The organism is Marinobacter sp. MBR-105, assembly GCF_053628895.1.
The window spans coordinates 56,405-76,130 of sequence record NZ_JBRJHG010000003.1; the positions used below are offsets into that span (position 1 = coordinate 56,405).

The following is a 19,726-nucleotide window of genomic DNA, read 5'->3' on the forward strand; positions in this document are numbered from 1 at the left end:
TTTTAGCGATAGTTTGAGAGAATGGCGTCGAGTTCGCCATTCTCCTGGATATTTGCCAGCTCCTGGTTGAAAGCCTCGGCAAACGCTTTCCAGTCTTTACGCAGCATGATCCGGAAGCCGAACTGGCTGATTCCTTCCACAGAAGAGCGAAAGTGCTCGGTCAGTCCTTCGTTCCTGAGAATCCATTGCCCGACCAACCGATCCGCAAGCGCTGCGTGAAACTGCTCGCCATGCAGCACAAAGGTGAAAATCTCCCGATCTCTGGAGACGTCAAATCGCTTAATGCGATGATCTTTGAAATAGGGCTCGAGAAAGGGATAGTAGTATCCCAGTGGCGTGACAATCGTCTTGCCGTAGAGGTCTGCGGGGTGTTTGTATTCAAGCTCAGAGCTCTTCGGGAAGAAGAATACTTCCTCCACGTGAACAACCGGGTCGGTAAACAGGAACTTCTCCGGCTCTTCCGTCCACTCTATGGCCCTTGGCGTGCCGTCAATGTAGCCGTCGGCAAGCATAGGGTCTACCCGTTTTCTGGGGATTTTTACCGGTTCCACGTCGTAGCCCAGGCGGGGGACAATCAGGTTTACCACGTCCCACATAATACCGGAGGGCTTGCTGCCATCAACGATCAGATAAGGTGGGTACCCGTTAGGAGAGATGTTGAAGCGGAACACCCGCTCCTGATTGTCCACTTCGGCAGCGGCATTGCCACTGAAAGTGGTTAGCAGGCTCAACAGGATCGCGGTAAAGGAGAGCTTGAAAAGGAGTTTCTTCATGGCGGAACTCTGGATAGGACAGGCCCATACGCTGGTTATATCGATACCCGGCCAACTCCCTGCCAGAATGCCCGCTAAATATTACCTTCTTACTATTTTATTTCAATCATTGTGAATCTGACTTTAGGCTAACCCCGGCCAGAGAGGGCCGGGGCGAGATATGCCTCCGAGGTATCAGGCCCAGGCGCGACGAAGCACCGCCATGGCATCTTCGTGGCTCACTTCCCGGGGGTTGAACATGATCGAGCCGTCGTCCAGGGCCAGCTTGGCAATGCTTTCCAGCTGATTTTCCAGTACTTTGCCGGTTTCTTTCAACGTCCGGGGCAGTTCGCAGCGCTTGTAGAGGGCATCCCGCAGTTTTCGAATGGCTGAAATACTGGCCTCGGCACGTCGGCTCGCAGGGGTGGCGGAGTAGACGTCCGGACCTTCCAGGTACAGCAGCAACTCGCCCAAAGGCTCCCGAATGTTCTCAAGGTTGAACTCAAGCACATAGGGCAGGTACAGGCTCATGCACAGTCCGTGGGGCAGGTGGCAGATGGCTCCGGTAGCATGTCCCAGAGAGTGGACCAGGCCCACCATGGAGTTGGAAAAGGCAATGCCCGCCATGGTTGACGCCTGAGCCAGTTCCAGTCGGCCATCACTGTCTTTCGGATTATCCATGACTGAAAGCAGGGATTGGCTCACCTTCTTGACTGCTGCCGTGGCGTACGCGTCGCTCAGGGGGTTTTTGGCCATGCAGGTGAACGCTTCCGTAGCATGGGTGAGCGCGTCCATAGCGGTGGCTGCCGTAATGTGGGGCGGCAGGGTCAGGGTCATACGCGGGTCGATGATGGCCGCGTTCGGCAGCAGGAATGATGAGGTAAACGGCAGTTTTACGCCTTTTTTCTCATCGGTGATGACCGCCACCGAGGTCACTTCGGAACCAGTACCTGCGGTGGTAGGTACAACAAAGAACGGCTTGAGGGGATGCTTGAGAACTCCGGCACCACTGTATTTGGCAATATTGTCGCCGCCTTCAGACACCAGAATATTCACCGCCTTGCCGGTATCAATGGCGGAGCCTCCGCCCACTGCAATGATCGAGTCGCACTTTTCCTTACGGTAAACGCCGGCAATGTCTTTCACCACCGAGGTGGAGGAATCCGGCGGCACATCGTCGTAGATGGAGACAATTTCCAGTCCGCTTTCTTCGCAAGCGGCAATCACCGGGTCGAGCAGGCCCGCCGCGCGCACCCCTTTATCGGTCACAATCATGGGCCGTTTGGCTGCCAGGCCTGTCAGTTCATAGGGAATGTGCTCCAGCGCGGCTTTACCGGCAATCACTTTTACCGGGCAGAAGAACTCGTAGAATTTGTTGGTCATTATGCTCTCACTGTCTCGACGAATTGGGTGGCGACTTTCAGATAAATACGGGCGGCGCTGATGAGCTTTTCGGGCAGTTTGATGGTTGTCGGATATTCCTTGACTGCCCTCTCGGCGATCAGCCGGGGCAGGATGAACGATTCCAGTCGGTTGAGAACCCGTGTCATCCGCACCGCGTAACTCACATCGCCATCCACCAGCATGCGGTCGTTGGCAAAGGCAACGGAGGTCTTCTCCTGAAACGACAGTACCAGGAAGGCATGGGCGATATGCTTGAACTGGATCGAGAGGTCAACGGGGCGTGGAGCTTCATCCCCGTGGAAGAGCAATTTACCGTTGCCGGTGTGCTCAACGATGAGTTTTGGCCCGTTGGGCATAACCTGCATCTCGAACAGGAAGCCCTCCGGTAGTTCGCAGGTTTCGTTGCGGGTGGCTTCATCCACCTCGCTGATTGCCTGCAGTGCGCGCCCCATCACCTGGAACATGAGCTCAACATAGCTGCGTCGTGCGTGGGACATCATTGGCTGAAGTCGTTTTACGATCATGGTCGCCATCCGATTGTTGTTGGTTAATCTGATTTTTAGAGTTATTGCTCTAGAAGTCAATGCAATCGTTGACGCGGTTTTTGTGTCAGGTCAGCAAATGTGACAACCATAAAAAAACCGGGCGTATTGGCGCCCGGCTTTTTTTGACACTGCAAACAGCTATTCGTTGAGTTCGGCCAGCTTGCGCTGAGCTTCAGCACCCACATCACCACCGGCCTCAGCGGCGGTGGAGTAATAGGCTACTGCCTCCCTGCGTTGGCCCTGTTGCCGCGCGATATCACCCAGGCGGAGATAGGCAATGGAAGTCGGTACCACCTGATTGGCTTTCTCCAGATGGGTTTTTGCCTTGCCAAGGTTGTTCAGCTCCAGTTCGTTCAAACCGCTGTACAGCTGATACTGGAACATCTCCGGGTAGAGCGATACGGCCTTGTCAAAGTCGGCTTTGGCCTTCTCCGGCTGCTCCATGCCGCGATAGATTCGGCCGCGCAGGGCAAAGAACATGGCTTCCCGGGGCTCCAGCTTGATGGCCTTGTTTACCTGATCAAGAGCCGCTTCAAACTTGCCTTCCGACGCCAGCTTCATGGCTTCATCGTGGGCATCGTAGGCCGGCTGAAGTTCCTTGAGCTTTGCGATACGGCGCTGGTAAACGTCCCGGCCACGATAACCACCGGCACCGATTTTCTGCACCAGTTCCTGGTTTTCCTGAACCCGTTTTGCAGAGGGCGGGTGTGTAGCGAACAGGCCATCCAGCCATCCGCTCTGGCGCCCTTCGGATAACTTCAGAAACAGCTGTTGCAGCTCCACGGCAGCTTGCGGATCATAGCCGGCTTCTTTCATATATCGGATACCGTAGGCATCGGATTCCAGTTCATCCCCCTGGCTGTATTGCGCCAGTGCCAGCTGTGCACCCAGAGCCGCACCCCCCATGATCAGCCCGGCCCACTCGTTGTCTGAAAGGGCGAATCCCAGCCCGGCCACCCCGGCGCTGATCAACATGCCCTGTTGCATCCGCTGCACGCTGTGGCGGGCCGCCGCATGAACAATCTCGTGGCCCAGCACCGATGCCAACTGGGCTTCATCCTCCAGCTCCACCAGCAGGCCCCGGTTGATGGCTATCTTGCCGCCGGGCAGGGCCCAGGCATTGGGTACGCTGTTATTGAGCACCACAAACTCATAGGGAAGGTCTGGTCGGTCACTCACGCGCGCCAGCTTCTGGCCCACATCACGCACATAAATGGACAGCTCCGGGTCTATATAGAAGCGGCCGCCCTGGGTCTGTTGCGTGGGTGTGTACTGTTCCGCCCCGAGAGCCAGCTCCTGGTTCTCGGAAATCAGCGACAGCTGCTTCTCCCCGGTTACCGGGTTCACCGAGCATCCGCCCAACCCGGTCAGGGCGAGGGCGATTGCCGCTATTGCTAGATATCTGGTCAACATTCCGGGTCTCACTTATGGCTCCTTAGCGTTGGGGTAAGTTTATAGCACAGACCGGTTTCCGTCGTCGGCCCCGCCCGGCCGACAGTGGCCGGAGCGCGCCCCTTGGCGTATCATAACGGAAGTTATCGCCCCATTTATCTCCCCAATCCAGGCTTTTTAACCACCCAATGAGCTACTATCTGGAATTTCTGGCACTGATCTGGTTTTTTGTCTGCTGGGGAGGGTATACCTGGTATTCGCGCAATCGCGCCAATTCGCGCTCGTGCCTGTCGAACACCCTGGATTTATACCGGGAAGACTGGATGCGGGTCATGCTCAAGCGTGAAAACCGCATTTCAGACGCGTCGGTTGTCGGTAACCTGGAACGCAACGGTGCTTTTTTTGCCTCCAGCTGTCTGCTGATTCTCGCCGGTATTATCACCGCTCTGGGCTATACCAGCGAGGCCATGGAAATTTTCGCCACCATGCCATTTTCCGCCGTACCCAGCCGTGAAATCTGGGAATTGCGATTGGTGGTGTTGCTGGTGGTCTTCATTTACGCGTTTTTCAAGTTCACCTGGTCCATGAGAATGTACAACTTTGTGGCCGTCATGATTGGCAGTGCACCCCTGCCGGATGACAGCAAAACCAGCCCGGCAGCCAGGGAAGCTTTTGCCCGCAGTGCCGGCAACATCTGTAATCTGGCCGGCGACGCCTTTAACCTCGGCCTGCGCTCTTACTACTATGCGCTGGCGGTGGTGGCCTGGTTCATTCATCCGGTGGCCTTTATGGCTGCCTCAACCCTGGTGGTGTACGTACTCTACCGCCGAGAATTCCACTCAGATGCATTATCCGCCCTGCGCGACGGCAAGGTCTTCGAAGAAGCCATACCCGCCCGTGCCGATGCGGACGTAAAATCCAAGAACTGATCTGCAGGACAGTCCTGAATGAATGATGAAACCCGAATAAACCGGGTTAACCGGTTTATCAGTACGCTCAACCAGGCAAGGGAACTGGGTCTGAACGCAACGGAGGCGGGTGAAGGCTATCTGGTTATGGAGCTGCCTTACAGCGACAGGATTATTGGCAACCCGGACACTGGAGTTATCCATGGTGGCGCTATCACGACCCTGATGGACACCGCCTCCGGTTCGGTAATGATCTGTGGTCTGGATGAATTTGAGCTGTGTCCGACCCTGGATCTCAGAGTGGATTACATGCGCCCGGCGGAGCCCCGGAAGCCGGTGTACGCGAGGGCAGAGACCTACAAGATCACCCGTAACATCATCTTTACGCGCTGCGAGGCCTATCAGGAGGGGGGTGAAACCATCGCCAATTGCGTGGGCACCTTCATGCGCATTGGCAAAGAAGCCACGCCGAAATCCTATCGCGACCTGATCACCGGAGGTGAGGAATGACCGACCCGGAAATTCTGCGCTACACCCAGGAAACCGGCGACTTCTCGCGCATGATGGAGAGTATCCCGTACGCCAGCTGGATTGGCCTGCAGTGCGACCGATTTGGTGATGACCTGATCTTCCGCCTGCCCGCAAAGGAAGAGAACCTGGGCAATCCGATCCTGCCGGCCATTCATGGCGGTGTGATTGGTGGTTTCATGGAAATGTCCGCGGCGATCTACCTGATTATGTCCCAGGACACCTTCCGCATGCCCCGAATTGTCGATTTCTCCCTCGACTATCTTCGGGCCGGCCTGAACCGGGAAACTTACGCCGAGTGCCGGCTTACCCGCCAGGGTAACCGCGTGGCCAACGTGATGATCTCCGCCTGGCAGAAGTCTCGCTCCCAGCCCATCGCCACCGCCCGAGCTCACTTCCTGCTCGAAGACTGATTTTGGGTGCTCGCCGGGGTTGAAATACTCCGGCCAACCCCCACTCTCTTGCTCATAAAACTGTTTCTTTATTTGTGACACAGCAGGAGACCAAACCAGCCATGACGGTAGAAGCCAACAAAGAGACCCTGGGATTCCAGACCGAAGTGAAGCAACTGCTTCACCTGATGATCCACTCTCTGTACTCGAACAAAGAGATCTTCCTTCGTGAGCTTATCTCTAACGCCTCAGACGCCGAAGACAAACTGCGCTTCGCTGCCCTGAAAGACGACAAGCTGTTTGAAGGCGATTCCGACCTCAAGATTCGCCTGGATTACGATAAAGATGCCGGCACCATCACCATCGCCGACAACGGCATCGGTATGACCCGTGACGATGTGATCGCCAACCTGGGCACCATCGCCAAGTCCGGCACCGCCGAGTTCCTCAAGCAACTGTCTGGCGACGAGAAAAAAGACAGCAAGCTGATCGGTCAGTTCGGTGTTGGTTTCTACTCCGCGTTCATCGTGGCGGACAAAGTGGAAGTGTTCACCCGCAAGGCGGGCGAGCCTGCCGACAACGGCGTGCACTGGGAATCCAAGGGCGATGGCGAGTTCACCATCGAGCCGGCGACTCGTGAGCAGCGTGGTACCGAAATCGTGCTGCACCTGAAAACCGAGGATAAAGAGTTTGCCGATGGCTGGAAGCTGCGCAGCCTGGTGAAGAAGTACTCTGACCACATCTCGTTCCCGGTGGTAATGAAGGCCGAATCGGAAGAAGAGGACAAGAAGGGCGAAGAAGAGACGGTAAACGATGCCACCGCCCTGTGGACATTGCCTCGTACCGAGATCAAAGACGAAGAGTACAAGGAATTCTACAAACACATCGCCCACGATTTTGAAGACCCGCTGACCTGGTCCCACAACAAGGTAGAAGGCAAGCTGGACTACACCAGCCTGCTGTACATCCCCAAGCGCGCGCCGTTCGACCTGTACAACCGGGAAGCGCCCCGTGGCCTGAAACTGTACGTGCAGCGCGTGTTCATCATGGACGACGCCGAGCAGTTCCTGCCGCTGTACCTGCGGTTCGCCAAGGGCGTAATCGATTCCAACGATCTGTCCCTGAACGTATCGCGGGAAATCCTGCAGAACGACAGCACCGTGGAGAGCATCCGCACCGCCATGACCAAACGGGTGCTGGATATGCTGTCCAAGCTGGCCAAGAAAGGCGGCGACGAATACCAGGGCTTCTGGGACGAGTTTGGTACCGTTCTGAAAGAAGGCCCGGCAGAAGACTTCAGCAACCGCGAGAAAATCGCCGGCCTGCTGCGCTTCGCGTCCACCCATACCGGTGAAGCCACCCAGAATGTGTCCCTGGATGATTACATCAGCCGGATGAAGGACGGTCAGAGCAAGATCTACTACATCACCGGCGACAACTTTGCCGCCGCCAAGAGCAGCCCGCACCTGGAAGTATTCCGCAAGAAGGGCATCGAGGTGCTCATCCTGTCTGATCGTATCGATGAGTGGATGATGGGTTACCTGAACGAATACGACGGCAAGCAGTTCCAGGATGTCGCACGTGGTGACCTGGACCTGGGCGAGGTAGAAACCGAGGAAGACAAGAAGCACCAGGAAGAAGCCGCCAAGGAACACAAGGATCTGCTGGAGCGAATCAAGGCCGCCCTGGAAGACCAGGTACAGGAAGTGCGGGTAACCAACCGCCTGACCGATTCGCCGGCGTGCCTGGTGGTGGGCCAGTTCGATATGGGTGCCCAGATGAAGAAGATCATGGAAGCCGCCGGCCAGAAGGTGCCGGAGAGCAAGCCGATCTTCGAAATCAATGTGGACCATCCGCTGGTACAGCGGCTGGAAACCGAGCAGGGTGAAGAGCGCTTCAAGGAACTGTCTGCCGTGCTGTTCGACCAGGCCACCCTGGCCAGTGGTGAGCAGCTGAAAGACCCGGGCGCCTATGTGAGCCGCCTGAACCGACTGTTGCTCGAACTGGCCAACTGAGACAGACGCGCCAATGCAGCAGATCATTGTGGACATCAGCATCAGCCCTGATGAGTGGATCAAGCTCTATCAGGGCGTGGCCACCGATGTTCACACCACGGCCCGGGACGGACGTTTTGTCCGCTTCCCGGCCCGTATCCTCTCCCGTTTTTTCCTCAATGACGGCGTACGCGGCAGCTTTCGCATCCTGTTTGACGATGCCGGGAAGTTCACTTCTATCGAGCGCCTTTAGTCGATAAATAAAAGCTCTCGTAAATTTATTTTTAATTAATTGTTCCTCTTGATGGCGTCGGCGGTAAGGTAACGGTGTTCTCGTTAACACAGGAGTTGCCCTATGTCAGCGTTGTCCTATCTCACATCGGTAGCATGGAGTGACTCTCTGGGAATTCTGGCCGATTACTGCGGGAATTATGCGATTGCCCAGTGAGTTACAGATTTGCCAGTGAAGCGGGAGAGTCGATAGTCCTTCACTATTCTGGCGGTAGGAAACATTCAAGCAGCCAACTGTGAATGATCTATATTGATAGTTGCTCTTGAATGATAAACGCCTTTTTGCCAATGACGCAGAAGCAGGAGAGTACGATGAGTGAGACGAATTCTGGTGGTAAGTGCCCGGTTATGCACGGTGCTAATTCAACTGAAAATCGCGATGTCATGAACTGGTGGCCGGAGGCGCTGAACCTCGACATCCTTCACCAGCACGATCGCAAGACCAATCCCCTGGGCGAAGACTTTGACTATCGCGAAGAAGTCAAAAAGCTCGACTTCGAAGCCGTCAAAAAAGACCTGCACGCCCTGATGACAGACAGCCAGGACTGGTGGCCGGCAGACTGGGGCCACTACGGCGGCTTGATGATTCGTATGTCCTGGCACGCAGCGGGCACCTACCGTATCCAGGATGGCCGTGGCGGCGGTGGCACCGGTAACCAGCGCTTCGCACCGCTGAATTCCTGGCCCGATAACGTCAGCCTGGACAAAGCCCGCCGCCTGCTGTGGCCGATCAAGAAAAAGTACGGTAACAAACTGAGCTGGGCTGACCTGATTATCCTGGCCGGTACGGTGGCTTATGAGTCTATGGGTCTGCCGTCTTACGGCTTCTCCTTCGGCCGTGAGGACATCTGGCACCCGGAAAAAGACATCTACTGGGGCAACGAGAAAGAGTGGCTGGCTCCGTCTGACGAGCGTTACGACGACGTAGAAAAGCCAGACACCATGGAAAACCCGCTTGCCGCGGTTCAGATGGGTCTGATCTACGTAAACCCGGAAGGTGTAAACGGCCAGCCGGATCCGATCAAGACCGGTGAACAGATTCGCGTAACCTTTGCCCGTATGGCGATGGACGATGAAGAAACCGCAGCCCTGACAGCCGGTGGCCACACCGTTGGTAAGTGTCACGGTAACGGTGACGCAGGTGCCCTCGGCCCTGAGCCGGAAGCGGCTGATGTAGAAGAGCAGGGTTTAGGCTGGAGCAACCCGAACATGAAGGGTAAGGCCGCCAATGCCGTGACTTCCGGTATTGAAGGTGCCTGGACCACTCATCCGACCAAGTTCGATATGGGTTACTTTGACCTTCTGTTCGGCTACGAGTGGGAGCTCAAGAAGAGCCCGGCCGGCGCCTGGCAGTGGGAACCGGTCAATATAAAGGAAGAGGACAAGCCGCAGGATGCCAGCGACCCGTCCAAGCGCCACAATCCGATCATGACCGATGCGGATATGGCCATGAAGATGGATCCGAAGTACCGTGCCATCTGTGAGAAGTTCATGGCAGATCCGGAATACTTCAAGGATTGCTTCGCCCGTGCATGGTTCAAGCTGACTCACCGTGACCTGGGCCCGAAGAGCCGTTACATCGGCCCGGAAGCCCCAGCAGAAGACCTGATCTGGCAGGATCCGGTACCGGCAGGCAGCATCGACTACTGCGAAGAAGTGGTCAAAGAGAAGATTGCAGACAGCGGCCTGAGCATCAGCGAGATGGTCAGCACTGCCTGGGATAGCGCCCGTACCTTCCGTGGCTCTGATATGCGCGGCGGTGCCAACGGTGCCCGTATCCGCCTGGCACCGCAGAAAGACTGGGAAGGCAACGAGCCGGCCCGTCTGAGCAAGGTGCTCAAGGTGTACGAGCAGATCTCTGCCGAAACCGGTGCCAGCGTGGCCGATGTGATCGTACTGGCCGGTAGCGTGGGTATCGAGAAAGCAGCGAAAGCTGCCGGTTACGATGTTCGCGTACCCTTCCTGAAGGGGCGTGGCGACGCAACCGACGAGATGACTGATGCAGCGTCTTTCGAATACCTGGAACCGGTAGCCGATGGCTTCCGTAACTGGCAGAAGAAAGACTACATCGTGAAGCCGGAAGAGCTGCTGCTCGATCGCGCCCAGCTGATGGGTCTGACTGCACCGGAGATGACGGTACTGATCGGCGGTATGCGGGTGCTGGGCACCAACCATGGCGGTACCAAGCATGGTGTGTTCACAGACCGAGAGGGCCAGCTTACGAACGACTTCTTCGTGAACCTGACCGACATGGCTTACAGCTGGAAGCCGGTGGGTAACGGTACTTACGAGATCCGGGATCGCAAGACTGGCCAGACCAAGTGGACCGCTAGCCGGGTAGACCTGGTGTTCGGCTCCAACTCCATCTTGCGTTCCTACGCAGAGGTGTACGCCCAGGACGACAACGGCGAGAAGTTCGTGAAGGACTTTATCGCTGCCTGGACCAAGGTCATGAACAACGACCGCTTTGACGTACAGGCATAATCTGCCGGTAACGTTCTGAGAAGCCCCCAGCCGGGCATCCTGTTTCGGGATGCCCGGCTACCTATTTTCCCCCGAATTCCTTACAATCCGCTCCGCCTGATTTTTGATCAGCCGCACTCTGATTCACTTCTCTCAGTTTCTGGAGCCTTCATGCGAATCATCCTTGCCCCGATGGAAGGGCTGGTCGACGCACCCATCCGTGAAACCCTGACCAAAGTCGGCGGGATTGACCGGTGCGTGACGGAATTTATTCGCGTGACCCACGGCATGTTGCCGCCCCGGATTTTCTACAAGTACGCCCCGGAACTTTACAACAACGCGTTGACTGAAGTGGGCACGCCCGTGGCCGTTCAACTTCTGGGCTCCAACGCTGAAATGATGGGCCGTCACGGTGCCAAGGCCGCCGAGCTGGGAGCAGGGCAGGTGGACATCAACTTCGGCTGCCCGGCCAAGACGGTGAACAAACACAAGGGCGGCTGTGTACTGATGCGCGAGCCGGAGCTGATGTATGAAATCACCGCGGCCGTTCGTAAAGCCGTGCCTGCGGATATTCCGGTCACCGCCAAGATGCGATTGGGCTATGACGACCGCTCCATGGCTGTGGCCTGTGGTCAGGCATTGGAAGCAGCAGGGGCCTCGGAAATCGTGATTCACGCCCGCAGCAAAGTAGACGGCTACAAACCGCCGGCCTACTGGGAAGAAATCGCCAGGGTACGCGAAGCGGTCAAAAGCCACGTAATCGCCAATGGCGAAATCTGGACCGTAGACGATTACTGGCGCTGCCGGAAAGTCTCCGGCTGTGACGATGTGATGATCGGCCGGGGCCTGATTGCCCGGCCAGATCTGGCGGCACAGATCAAGGCCTCCCAGAGCGGAGAAACACGGGAGCCCATGAGCTGGGCAGAGGCTGTCGTGCTGGTGCGGGAATACGCGGCCGCCCTGCAAACCCGCCTGGAAGACAAATATGTGACCGGCCGCATCAAGCAATGGCTCAACTACCTGCGCCAGGGCTTTGCCGAAGCCGAGGCCCTTTGGCCCCAGGCTCGTAAAATCCGGGAAGTTGAGCCCATGCTGGCCTGCCTGGATCAGCCATTAGGCCTGCCGCAGCGCCACACCAACGCGGCCTAATTATCAGCTTCCATTGAGCCTAGATAATCACCGGAACGGGCAGGCCATTGAGTCTGGCCCGTTTTTTCATGGCCGCCTGTGCCGACCCGGCATTCTCCAGCTTTCCGGCCCAGGCTTTCTGGGCAGGTTCCTGGAGAGCCCGGCCATAGGAGAAACTCAGCTCCCAGGGATGGTAGCCCATGCTGTTCAGAGCATTGAGGTTCTCGGTGGATTCTTCAGGTGTCTGGCCTCCGGAGAGAAAAAATATCCCGGGGACGGCCGCTGGCACCACTCGCCGGAAGACGCTCAGTGTTGCTTCGGCAAGCTGTTCAGGCGTGGCTTTGCCGGATTCCTTGCCCGGTTGCACCAGATCGGCAATGGTGGCGTTAAGTTCTTCCTGAGTGGTCATGGAGCCTCCCTGAATCGGACTGGGGTTTGAGGTTTCGACACAGCATGAGTTTAGCCGGTTATTTTGTGCCTGCTATTTGATCTGAGCTAAAGCAGCTGAGCGCTCCATCTTCTAAACTGATTGCATAACAAAACAACAAGGATGCCCCCGCCATGAAAACGGTCGTTAGTGTCAGCCAGGGATCATCGGAATACGATTACGAACTGGAAACCACATTTCTGGAACAGCCATTCCGGATTATTCGGGTAGGCACGGATGGAAACTTGGAACGTGCCGAGGCGGTGCTGGATTCCGTTTGCGGGGAGGCCGATGCCATTGGCCTGAGCATGATTCACGATCACTACCAGGTGGGCCGTGAGCAGCTGGAACATCCTGACACGGCTCGCCTTGAGGCCTGTATTCCGGACAAACCGGTGACGACCGGTGCCGGCCTCCGGGGTATCTTGCAGGAATGGGCGGTACGCCATACACAGACTGAGCTGGGGCACTTTTTTGACAACGCCCGGGTACTGTTTCTGAACGGCCAGGCCGGCTACCGAATTGCCAAGGCGTTGTCTGAACACACCGATAACCTGTTTTTTGCCGATCCCTACCTGGATTTTGGCGTACCGAGATTGCTTACTTCCCTGCGTCAGCTCGAAACCTATACCTCGCTTACTGCTCCGGTAACCTTCCGTCCTGCGGCGGTCAAGCTCATTGAAGCTCTGCACAAAACGCCAATTTACCGCATGGGCGAAAAGCTGATTCGCGGTTCTCTGCATGAATCGGTGAAGGATTCCCATGTGATTGTAGGTGCCATGGGGGATCTGGAGGCTTTCTCGGAAAAGGAACTGGACGGTAAAACCGTGATCACCTCCCGGGTTACGGAGTCTGCCCTGGACTGGTTCCGCTCCCGGAAAGTCGCCATGGTAGTGGACTACAGTCCCTGGCTGGAAGGCCGGCCCGTGGGCGTGAATGTGATGGAAGCGATGATAAGCGCGGCCTTGTCCCGCACGCCGGAGCAGCTGGGCGCAGACGACTTCCTGGACGTTATTCAAACCCTGGGAATCGAGCCGCGGATTCTATATCCCAACGGCTATCGGCGGGTAAACCGGTTTGCCTTCGTGATTCATCCGCTGTCTCAGCAGTACCTGACCAAAACCCCACCGCTGGACTGGATTGCCAATGTTTCGCCACCCACCGTGATGAACCTGGTGGAAAAGGCTGTGGCTTATACACCGCCTTTCATTTACTCCAAGGTAAGCGGCATCAAATCCCCCACCGGAGACGAAGCCGAGGGTTGGTTGATCACCGTAGGTGGCACACCCAGGGAAATCATGGCCCACGGCCCGGAGTTTACCTACAGCCGGTTGTTGGCGGCGGCAAAACTGGCCAAGAAACTCGGGGCCCAGATTATGGGACTGGGTGCGTTCACCAAAGTGGTGGGTGACGCCGGCATCACCGTGGCCAAACGAGCACCGTTACCCATCACCACGGGTAACAGCTACAGTGCCTCCGGCGCGCTCTGGGCCGCCCACGACGCCGCCAAAAAAGTCGGCCGCGTGAGTATTGGCAAGAGCGGCAAAATGGCGGGTAAGGCGATGGTGGTCGGGGCCACAGGCGCCATTGGTTCCGTGTGCGCGCGCCTGCTGGCAAAAGCCGTGGACGAAATCTACATGGTGGCCCCGGAGGCAGCCAAGTTGCTGGCGCTGAGGGAAAGTATCGAACTGGAAACTCCTGGGGCCATCGTTCACGTCTCTGCCACCACGGATCGGGATCTTTCAGAAATGGATATGGTGGTCACCGCTACGTCCGGGGCCGGTAAACGCATTCTGGACATCATGCAGGTGAAACCCGGCTGTGTGATCACCGACGTGGCCCGGCCATTGGATATCCCGGCGGAGGACGTGGCCAAGCGGCCGGATGTGCTGGTAATCGAATCCGGGGAAATCCAGCTACCCGGAAACGTTCGCATGAAGGACATCGGCTTGCCCCGGGGCATCGCCTACGCCTGTCTGGCCGAGACGATTGTGCTGGCGCTGGAAGCGAGATTCGAGAACTTTACCCTGGGCCGAAACATTGAATGGGAGAAGGTGCGGGAGATCTACAAGCTCGGGCTCAAGCACGGCATGGAGCTGGCCGCCATATCGGGCGTGAATGGTGTGTTTACCGAGGAGGACTTTGAGCGGGTGCGGACTCTGGCCGAAGAGGCCGAAGAGCCCGCTTGAGTCAAGGTTAGGTGTCGAGTTTTTTGCGCATCAGATAACGCAGGAATTGGGCGCCACGCACCGTCACTCGCTGTTCATCCACCACCTCAAAACCGTGGCGCTCGAAGAAGGGCCGGGCAACCACGCTGGCCTCGGTCTTGAGTTCTGTTACGCCCAGCTCTTTGAGCTGCTGCTCTGCCTCGTGATAAAGGGCAGAAGCAATGCCGCGACGGGCGTAGTTGGGAGCGGTGAATACCAGATCGACATGGCCGTCTTTTTCATAGGAAATGAAACCGGCGAGATCTGTGCCTTCTTCTGCCACCAGGGTCTCCAGAGACTCCAGGCGCTCACGCCAGGTATCCAGATGGGGTGTGCGTGAAGCCCAGGCATAGCGCTGGGTTTCGTCGTAGGCGCCTGCCGTGAGCTCATGCACGGAATCGGTGAACAGGCGAACCACCGGGCTCAGATCCTGAATCCGGTATTTACGAATGGTGATCGAAGTTACGGTACTCATGTCGGTTCAGTGTGCACCTGTGTTGGAAAGCAGGTTGATAACCAATACGCCGGCTACAATCAGCAGCATACCGACAACCGCAGGAAAATCCAGCTTTTGACCGAGCAGTAACCAACCAATGAGCGAAATTAATACAATGCCCAGCCCGGCCCAGACGGCATAGGCAATCCCCACTGGAATCACCTTGATGGCCAGCGCCAGAAAATAGAAGGCAACACTGTACCCGATCACCACCACAACACTTGGCAGCAGGCGGGTGAATCCGTCACTGGATTTCAGTGCCGAGGTAGCAATCACTTCGGCCACAATGGCCAGACCAAGAAGCAGCCAGCTTTTCATAGAACGTGTTAAAACCATCACCAAGTGAATGAGGAGCTAAATAAACTGTGGTGGCTGAAACGGCTGTGCTGGTCACGCTAAGGCGTGCGCAACGGCTTGCTCCGCGTGGATGCGGGTGGTGTCGTAAAGCGAAATGGCAGTATCAGCCTGCTGCACCAATAAGCCAATTTCGGTACAACCCAGTATTACGCCTTGCGCTCCTCGTGCGGCCAGTGAGTCCAGCACCTGCAGATAGCCCTGTTTTGAAGGTTGGCGGATAATACCACGGCATAGCTCGTCATAAATCACGGTATGCACGAATTCCCTCTGCGCGTCACCCGGCACTAAAACCCGGATGCCACGGTTCTCCAGACGCTCCTTGTAGAACGCCTGTTCCATGGTGAATTTTGTGCCGAGAAGGCCGACACAATGGATCCCATCGCGATGAAGCGCATCAGCTGTCGCATCGGCGATGTGAAGCATCGGCAGGCCAGAAGCCTTCTCAATACTATCTGCCACTTTGTGCATGGTGTTCGTGCACAACACAATGAAATCGGCCCCTGCCGCGGCCAACGCCTTTCCGACCGCACCAAGAATTTCCCCGGTCGCTGCCCAGTCCCCCTGATGTTGCAGGGTTTCGATCTCGGCAAAATCCACACTGTAGAGAACCAGTCGCGCTGAGTGCAGCCCGCCCAGCTCGTCTCGCACTCTCTGGTTGATCAACTGATAGTAGGTTTGGGTGGATTCCCAGCTCATTCCACCGATGAGACCTATGGTTTTCATAGTAGTGGCTTCTTCCTTTGAAATAATTGAACCAGGCAAGCCTGCCTGGAATCCGTGCGGCTTCCGTCGAGTTCCCTGAGTCTTGGGGAAACCCCGATGGTATTGTTTTACGCATAGCGCTGTATAGAGGTTCCGGCACCGGAATCAAATTTGACGTTACCGGAGGTGTAAATCGCTTGACCAAATAGATGTCCACCCAATAACATGCATAAAAAATGAATGTTAAATCCAGTAGCAAACCGAGGTATCCAGATGGCCCTGTCATTCGTGAATATTTTCAAGAAAGAAGACGCAGAAACTGAAAGCAATGGCGTTGAACACGTCGAGGCAAGTGGTATTGCGGAGACGCAGAACGACGAGCCAAAAAAGGGTGGGCACGGCGAGGGCGGTACCTGCTGCGGGTCCTGTTCGTAAACCGGAGCTTGAAGTTAACCCCGGGCTGAAGCCCGGGGTTAGTTTCGACCCTTTAACACTGAATAAATCTGATACGCCGCGTGTTCTGAATCTTCAGAAGGCGCCTTTCGGTTTTTTTCCCAAGACGTCAGCAAATTCAGAACCCGTTTTTCGTCATTACTGCGGAACCCTGGCCAGTACACATAGGGCACCAGGGTCGGGCGGCTGATGAAAAACAGCGCGGCTTCCTCCGGTTTCTCTTCTATATCGCCACGCAGCCCCAGGGTGAAACGCCGGCCTTCGCTTCCGGTGAGCGACACCAGCAAGGAGTTGTTGTCATCTACGCGCCGGGCGTCACTTACCGTGATGGGCGGTTCCAGGCTGGGCACCGAGGTTATGATGTACTGAAAGATAATCAGCCCCAGGAGCAGGACAAGAAGCCCCGCCAAAGCGATCGATTTAACCATGAGTGTCTCGTGGAACCCGTTTAAAGTTGGTTTTAATGGCGGGTTGCAAGTGTAACACTACTAACTGGCTTACAAGTCTCCGGAAACTAGCCTTACCGCAACATCCCGGTATTCCGTGTTGTTTTCGCTCTCATGCCTGGAGCTGAACAGATTCAGCCACTGATCCTTCGTTAGCAATACCTCTCCGGTACCGGTAACGTTCTGGCTTACGGGATCGTAATGGCCGGCGAACTTGAAGGTGAAGTCGCTGGGGGATTCTGGCCGCGCCTTGAGCTCAAAGCCTAATGTTATTTCCGGTGAAGATACAAATCCCGTGCCGTCAGGGTCTACGTCAACTTTCAGTAGACGCGACTGTTCCAGAAACGCCGGGCGTAATTCGGTCGGAGCGTTGCCCGGCTCTGTGGCCTGGCATTCGCAATAGCGAACCTCCAATACCATCGGGCTGTTTTTGAGGTAGTGTTCGGGAGACGGGCCGCCGGCTTGGGTAATGCCGGGAAGCAGGCACAGCATTGTAAGGCCGAGCAAACCGAATTTGGGTGATGCGATCCTTTGCATGATTGCGCTCCATTCAAGGTTTAACCAGAGGTGTTCAAGCTATTCTGTTTTAAGTTCCGCCGCAAGTTCCGCCAGCCGATTGGAAGGCCTGCACATTAGCACGCATCGTTTGCAAGCATACTGGCCACGAATCAGAACGCCTGATTCAGCTTCCTGCGTGCCTCCGCTAACTGGCTCACCGCGAGCCCGTAGGGTTTCAACTCTACGGCTCGCTCCAGGTTATGAACGGCTTCCCGGTAACGTTTCTGGCCCAATAGAAATGAACCGTAATTGCCCCAGGCGTAGGCATAGTCCGGGTCCAGATCGATCATTTCCCGATACAGCCTATCTCGCTCCACAAGGTTTTTAGTAGCCTTGGCCAACCGCATGCGCTCCTGAAGCAACAGCCGTTTCTGATACTTCTGGGATGCTCTGCTCTCGATTTCTTTGAAACCCTCTGCGGCGAATTTTTCGTCTTTGTGGTGTATCGCGATAACCGTTCGCAGGTACCAGGGGTAGAAGCTCTGTTCATCCAGTGAGTCTGCGGTATTCAAATGATCCCAGGCCGTACGCAGTTCGCCTTGAATAATGAGCACCATAGCCAACTGAACGTGTGCCATGGCGAGGTTCGGCCCATTACGAACTGCGCGTTCCGCCTGTTGCCTTGCGGTGCTGACGGCGCTTTCTTCGTAGGCCCGGCGATCGTGTCGTTGCCCAACCCTGTAGCCGTTCACCAGAGTCAGGCGGGATTGGGCAACCGCCACCCATGGCTCGTCGCCGTCCAACACATTGGCGCGCTGAATCAGGTAACTCGCTTCATTACGTTGATCAAGATCGAGAGGGTCACGCTCAATCAAGAAGTACGCCTGCCTGGCCATTTCGACGGCGGTGGCGGCTTGGGTCAGAGCGGAGAAAAAGGTGAGGACGATTAGCGCGCAGGCGCTTCTGATTCCCTTCATGAGAGACAACTCCAAGTTTGCTGATCTGCACTGGTCGCGGGCTGGATATGAACCTGAGAACAGGCTACGAAAATGAGTAGGGGGATTCCAGTCCTCATGCCTCATTTCCAGTGATTACACCTTGCCCGGCGTGATGCGCGCAATCGTACGGAACTCCCGGGTCAGTACCGTGGGCCGGCCAAAGTGCTGGCGGATCAGGCCATAGCCGATGGCAGGCTCAAAGCGAATCCCCGCGAGCTCTGATCCCGGCGCCAGTGATACCTGGGCGGCCACCTTCTCTACCGGCAAAACAACCACCCCTTCAGGAATTGCTATATCCCCGATTCTTACGTCCCCCGCAAGACTGAACCAGATGCTGCTGCACGCCTCAGAATGCAACAGCTTTACCACAGGTTCCGCTACCGATTCTGAGACAGCTGCAGACCAAACCCCCTGAACAAAGGCCGAAAGCGGGCCCGATGGACAGGACAACTGAAAGTCGAATGCAGGTTTGCCAAGGCTACTGGGGTTTATAGTTGCCTACCTCTGGCTTGAAGGTTTTGACGATCCGGTTCCAGCTGTTGATAGCGTTCACCGCGATGGTTACATCAACCAGCCCTTTTTCGCCAAGGGCCGTTGCCAGTTTGTCATAGTATTGGTCGTCCACCGGCTTGCTTTGGGTAAGATGCTCTGCCCACTCAAGAGCCGCGCGCTCTGTGGCTGAGTACATCGGCATATCCCGCCAAGCGCTCAAGCCAATCAAACGCTCCACTGTCTCGCCCTGGGCCAGGGCATCTTTACTGTGCATGTCCACGCAAAAGGCGCACTGGTTAATCTGTGAAACCCGTAGCTTCAGCAGCTCCCACAACGCCGTGCTCAGGATGCTGGAGTCGCTGAACTGCTCTTTCAGATAGGCTTCCTGATTCAATAGGATCTGCATGGCTTTGGGTGCCAGGCCGATATAGTTCGCGCGTGCAGTCATCGTTCATGTTCTCCAATAGTGTTGGAGTTTCACAATAATGACTATGGGCGAGCGGGTATTGAAGATTTTCGACACAACGCCACTCACTGGCGTTTGATACACAGCTTGACGTACAGGCAGTAGCTTGCAAACAACAGAATCGGCGCTGCGTACCAGAGATAGGACATTTCACTCGCGCCAGAGCGGTAGAGACCAATAACAACCACCGCACTGATCAGACAGCTTGCAGGCGCTGCATACAGGGCCGAGTTGAGTACCGAGAAATCGAACGGAGTGGGGCGGTGGGTGTTACCCACGGCGCTGAAACCGAATACACCCAGCAGAAACAGCATGTAGGCCAGAAGCACCTGGCCGATTGTGCCGGTAATTACCCATCCGAGAGTCATTGAAAGTCCTTTTTATCCA

General features: G+C 56.2%; 23 protein-coding genes. 9 read left to right on the top strand and 14 right to left on the bottom strand.

Going from position 1 to position 19,726, the window contains the following annotated elements; all coding sequences use genetic code 11:
* Positions 1-2: 2 nt before the first annotated feature.
* From ACSSVV_RS04915 to ACSSVV_RS04930, 4 genes are all read right to left on the bottom strand, one after another.
* A complete protein-coding gene (locus ACSSVV_RS04915) occupies positions 3-773 on the bottom strand; it encodes a substrate-binding periplasmic protein (protein ID WP_011784557.1) in 771 nt (256 codons plus the stop codon).
* 174 nt (positions 774-947) lie between these two features.
* Positions 948-2,135 carry an iron-containing alcohol dehydrogenase gene (locus ACSSVV_RS04920; RefSeq protein ID WP_023011093.1) on the bottom strand — a complete coding sequence of 396 codons (1,188 nt, stop codon included), beginning with the start codon at positions 2,133-2,135 and terminating at the stop codon, positions 948-950.
* The gene (locus tag ACSSVV_RS04925; protein WP_031211289.1) at positions 2,135-2,680 is read right to left on the bottom strand and encodes a hypothetical protein; all 546 of its coding nucleotides are present in this window, start codon (positions 2,678-2,680) and stop codon (positions 2,135-2,137) included. The genes ACSSVV_RS04920 and ACSSVV_RS04925 overlap by 1 nt, the downstream gene beginning before the upstream one ends.
* Before the next feature lie 159 nt (positions 2,681-2,839).
* Positions 2,840-4,114 carry a M48 family metalloprotease gene (locus ACSSVV_RS04930; RefSeq protein WP_031211286.1) on the bottom strand — a complete coding sequence of 425 codons (1,275 nt, stop codon included), beginning with the start codon at positions 4,112-4,114 and terminating at the stop codon, positions 2,840-2,842.
* A gap of 167 nt (positions 4,115-4,281) precedes the next feature.
* On the opposite strand from ACSSVV_RS04930, the gene ACSSVV_RS04935 reads away from it, so the two are divergent.
* From ACSSVV_RS04935 to ACSSVV_RS04965, 7 genes are all read left to right on the top strand, one after another.
* Complete coding sequence (locus ACSSVV_RS04935) at positions 4,282-5,022, top strand: DUF599 domain-containing protein (RefSeq protein ID WP_014421798.1); 741 nt, start codon at positions 4,282-4,284, stop codon at positions 5,020-5,022.
* A gap of 18 nt (positions 5,023-5,040) precedes the next feature.
* The gene (locus tag ACSSVV_RS04940; protein WP_011784562.1) at positions 5,041-5,511 is read left to right on the top strand and encodes a PaaI family thioesterase; all 471 of its coding nucleotides are present in this window, start codon (positions 5,041-5,043) and stop codon (positions 5,509-5,511) included.
* Positions 5,508-5,942, top strand: a complete 435-nt coding sequence (locus ACSSVV_RS04945; protein ID WP_011784563.1) for a PaaI family thioesterase — start codon at positions 5,508-5,510, stop codon at positions 5,940-5,942. Before ACSSVV_RS04940 ends, ACSSVV_RS04945 begins: the two co-directional genes overlap by 4 nt.
* A gap of 101 nt (positions 5,943-6,043) precedes the next feature.
* Entirely contained in the window at positions 6,044-7,936 is a 1,893-nt protein-coding gene (htpG, locus tag ACSSVV_RS04950; RefSeq protein ID WP_023011091.1) for a molecular chaperone HtpG, read from the top strand.
* A 13-nt stretch (positions 7,937-7,949) separates the two neighbouring features.
* Positions 7,950-8,168 (top strand): DUF2835 domain-containing protein, encoded by a 219-nt coding sequence (locus ACSSVV_RS04955; protein ID WP_022992538.1) that lies wholly within the window; start codon positions 7,950-7,952, stop codon positions 8,166-8,168.
* Between the two features lie 350 nt (positions 8,169-8,518).
* Positions 8,519-10,690, top strand: coding sequence for a catalase/peroxidase HPI (katG, locus tag ACSSVV_RS04960; protein ID WP_454105667.1), 2,172 nt, complete (start codon positions 8,519-8,521; stop codon positions 10,688-10,690).
* A 150-nt stretch (positions 10,691-10,840) separates the two neighbouring features.
* A complete protein-coding gene (locus ACSSVV_RS04965) occupies positions 10,841-11,818 on the top strand; it encodes a tRNA dihydrouridine synthase (RefSeq protein WP_454105668.1) in 978 nt (325 codons plus the stop codon).
* A 19-nt stretch (positions 11,819-11,837) separates the two neighbouring features.
* On the opposite strand, the gene ACSSVV_RS04970 is transcribed toward ACSSVV_RS04965, so the two are convergent.
* Positions 11,838-12,206, bottom strand: coding sequence for a class I fructose-bisphosphate aldolase (locus ACSSVV_RS04970; protein ID WP_454105669.1), 369 nt, complete (start codon positions 12,204-12,206; stop codon positions 11,838-11,840).
* A gap of 152 nt (positions 12,207-12,358) precedes the next feature.
* Here ACSSVV_RS04970 and ACSSVV_RS04975 point away from each other — a divergent pair, with 152 nt between their 5' ends.
* Positions 12,359-14,413 carry a dehydrogenase gene (locus tag ACSSVV_RS04975; RefSeq protein ID WP_454105670.1) on the top strand — a complete coding sequence of 685 codons (2,055 nt, stop codon included), beginning with the start codon at positions 12,359-12,361 and terminating at the stop codon, positions 14,411-14,413.
* A 7-nt stretch (positions 14,414-14,420) separates the two neighbouring features.
* Here ACSSVV_RS04975 and ACSSVV_RS04980 read toward each other — a convergent pair whose 3' ends face one another.
* From ACSSVV_RS04980 to ACSSVV_RS04990, 3 genes are all read right to left on the bottom strand, one after another.
* Positions 14,421-14,906 carry a GNAT family N-acetyltransferase gene (locus ACSSVV_RS04980; RefSeq protein ID WP_454105671.1) on the bottom strand — a complete coding sequence of 162 codons (486 nt, stop codon included), beginning with the start codon at positions 14,904-14,906 and terminating at the stop codon, positions 14,421-14,423.
* A 6-nt stretch (positions 14,907-14,912) separates the two neighbouring features.
* Positions 14,913-15,245 (bottom strand): SMR family transporter, encoded by a 333-nt coding sequence (locus tag ACSSVV_RS04985; RefSeq protein ID WP_113879638.1) that lies wholly within the window; start codon positions 15,243-15,245, stop codon positions 14,913-14,915.
* A 72-nt stretch (positions 15,246-15,317) separates the two neighbouring features.
* Positions 15,318-16,007: an aspartate/glutamate racemase family protein gene (locus ACSSVV_RS04990; protein WP_454105672.1), complete on the bottom strand. Its 690-nt coding sequence runs from the start codon at positions 16,005-16,007 to the stop codon at positions 15,318-15,320.
* 252 nt (positions 16,008-16,259) lie between these two features.
* Here ACSSVV_RS04990 and ACSSVV_RS04995 point away from each other — a divergent pair, with 252 nt between their 5' ends.
* The gene (locus ACSSVV_RS04995) at positions 16,260-16,421 is read left to right on the top strand and encodes a CCGSCS motif protein (RefSeq protein ID WP_022992530.1); all 162 of its coding nucleotides are present in this window, start codon (positions 16,260-16,262) and stop codon (positions 16,419-16,421) included.
* A gap of 38 nt (positions 16,422-16,459) precedes the next feature.
* Here the strand turns inward: ACSSVV_RS04995 and ACSSVV_RS05000 are convergent, their stop codons facing one another.
* The 6 genes from ACSSVV_RS05000 to ACSSVV_RS05025 all read right to left on the bottom strand — a co-directional run bounded on the left by ACSSVV_RS05000 (position 16,460) and on the right by ACSSVV_RS05025 (position 19,707).
* The gene (locus tag ACSSVV_RS05000; protein WP_022992529.1) at positions 16,460-16,867 is read right to left on the bottom strand and encodes a hypothetical protein; all 408 of its coding nucleotides are present in this window, start codon (positions 16,865-16,867) and stop codon (positions 16,460-16,462) included.
* A 69-nt stretch (positions 16,868-16,936) separates the two neighbouring features.
* Positions 16,937-17,422 carry a hypothetical protein gene (locus ACSSVV_RS05005; RefSeq protein ID WP_454105673.1) on the bottom strand — a complete coding sequence of 162 codons (486 nt, stop codon included), beginning with the start codon at positions 17,420-17,422 and terminating at the stop codon, positions 16,937-16,939.
* Between the two features lie 131 nt (positions 17,423-17,553).
* Positions 17,554-18,360, bottom strand: a complete 807-nt coding sequence (locus tag ACSSVV_RS05010; protein ID WP_454105674.1) for a tetratricopeptide repeat protein — start codon at positions 18,358-18,360, stop codon at positions 17,554-17,556.
* A 114-nt stretch (positions 18,361-18,474) separates the two neighbouring features.
* Entirely contained in the window at positions 18,475-18,648 is a 174-nt protein-coding gene (locus ACSSVV_RS05015; protein WP_454105675.1) for a hypothetical protein, read from the bottom strand.
* 211 nt (positions 18,649-18,859) lie between these two features.
* Complete coding sequence (locus ACSSVV_RS05020; protein ID WP_454105676.1) at positions 18,860-19,321, bottom strand: carboxymuconolactone decarboxylase family protein; 462 nt, start codon at positions 19,319-19,321, stop codon at positions 18,860-18,862.
* 83 nt (positions 19,322-19,404) lie between these two features.
* Positions 19,405-19,707: a hypothetical protein gene (locus ACSSVV_RS05025; protein WP_454105677.1), complete on the bottom strand. Its 303-nt coding sequence runs from the start codon at positions 19,705-19,707 to the stop codon at positions 19,405-19,407.
* Positions 19,708-19,726 lie beyond the last annotated feature (19 nt).

Coding starts and splice junctions, on each gene's coding strand:
- ACSSVV_RS04915 (WP_011784557.1), bottom strand. CDS start 773: ATGAAGAAACTCCTTTTCAAGCTCTCCTTTACCGCGATCCTGTTGAGC.
- ACSSVV_RS04920 (WP_023011093.1), bottom strand. CDS start 2,135: ATGACCAACAAATTCTACGAGTTCTTCTGCCCGGTAAAAGTGATTGCC.
- ACSSVV_RS04925 (WP_031211289.1), bottom strand. CDS start 2,680: ATGATCGTAAAACGACTTCAGCCAATGATGTCCCACGCACGACGCAGC.
- ACSSVV_RS04930 (WP_031211286.1), bottom strand. CDS start 4,114: ATGTTGACCAGATATCTAGCAATAGCGGCAATCGCCCTCGCCCTGACC.
- ACSSVV_RS04935 (WP_014421798.1), top strand. CDS start 4,282: ATGAGCTACTATCTGGAATTTCTGGCACTGATCTGGTTTTTTGTCTGC.
- ACSSVV_RS04940 (WP_011784562.1), top strand. CDS start 5,041: ATGAATGATGAAACCCGAATAAACCGGGTTAACCGGTTTATCAGTACG.
- ACSSVV_RS04945 (WP_011784563.1), top strand. CDS start 5,508: ATGACCGACCCGGAAATTCTGCGCTACACCCAGGAAACCGGCGACTTC.
- htpG (WP_023011091.1), top strand. CDS start 6,044: ATGACGGTAGAAGCCAACAAAGAGACCCTGGGATTCCAGACCGAAGTG.
- ACSSVV_RS04955 (WP_022992538.1), top strand. CDS start 7,950: ATGCAGCAGATCATTGTGGACATCAGCATCAGCCCTGATGAGTGGATC.
- katG (WP_454105667.1), top strand. CDS start 8,519: ATGAGTGAGACGAATTCTGGTGGTAAGTGCCCGGTTATGCACGGTGCT.
- ACSSVV_RS04965 (WP_454105668.1), top strand. CDS start 10,841: ATGCGAATCATCCTTGCCCCGATGGAAGGGCTGGTCGACGCACCCATC.
- ACSSVV_RS04970 (WP_454105669.1), bottom strand. CDS start 12,206: ATGACCACTCAGGAAGAACTTAACGCCACCATTGCCGATCTGGTGCAA.
- ACSSVV_RS04975 (WP_454105670.1), top strand. CDS start 12,359: ATGAAAACGGTCGTTAGTGTCAGCCAGGGATCATCGGAATACGATTAC.
- ACSSVV_RS04980 (WP_454105671.1), bottom strand. CDS start 14,906: ATGAGTACCGTAACTTCGATCACCATTCGTAAATACCGGATTCAGGAT.
- ACSSVV_RS04985 (WP_113879638.1), bottom strand. CDS start 15,245: ATGAAAAGCTGGCTGCTTCTTGGTCTGGCCATTGTGGCCGAAGTGATT.
- ACSSVV_RS04990 (WP_454105672.1), bottom strand. CDS start 16,007: ATGAAAACCATAGGTCTCATCGGTGGAATGAGCTGGGAATCCACCCAA.
- ACSSVV_RS04995 (WP_022992530.1), top strand. CDS start 16,260: ATGGCCCTGTCATTCGTGAATATTTTCAAGAAAGAAGACGCAGAAACT.
- ACSSVV_RS05000 (WP_022992529.1), bottom strand. CDS start 16,867: ATGGTTAAATCGATCGCTTTGGCGGGGCTTCTTGTCCTGCTCCTGGGG.
- ACSSVV_RS05005 (WP_454105673.1), bottom strand. CDS start 17,422: ATGCAAAGGATCGCATCACCCAAATTCGGTTTGCTCGGCCTTACAATG.
- ACSSVV_RS05010 (WP_454105674.1), bottom strand. CDS start 18,360: ATGAAGGGAATCAGAAGCGCCTGCGCGCTAATCGTCCTCACCTTTTTC.
- ACSSVV_RS05020 (WP_454105676.1), bottom strand. CDS start 19,321: ATGACTGCACGCGCGAACTATATCGGCCTGGCACCCAAAGCCATGCAG.
- ACSSVV_RS05025 (WP_454105677.1), bottom strand. CDS start 19,707: ATGACTCTCGGATGGGTAATTACCGGCACAATCGGCCAGGTGCTTCTG.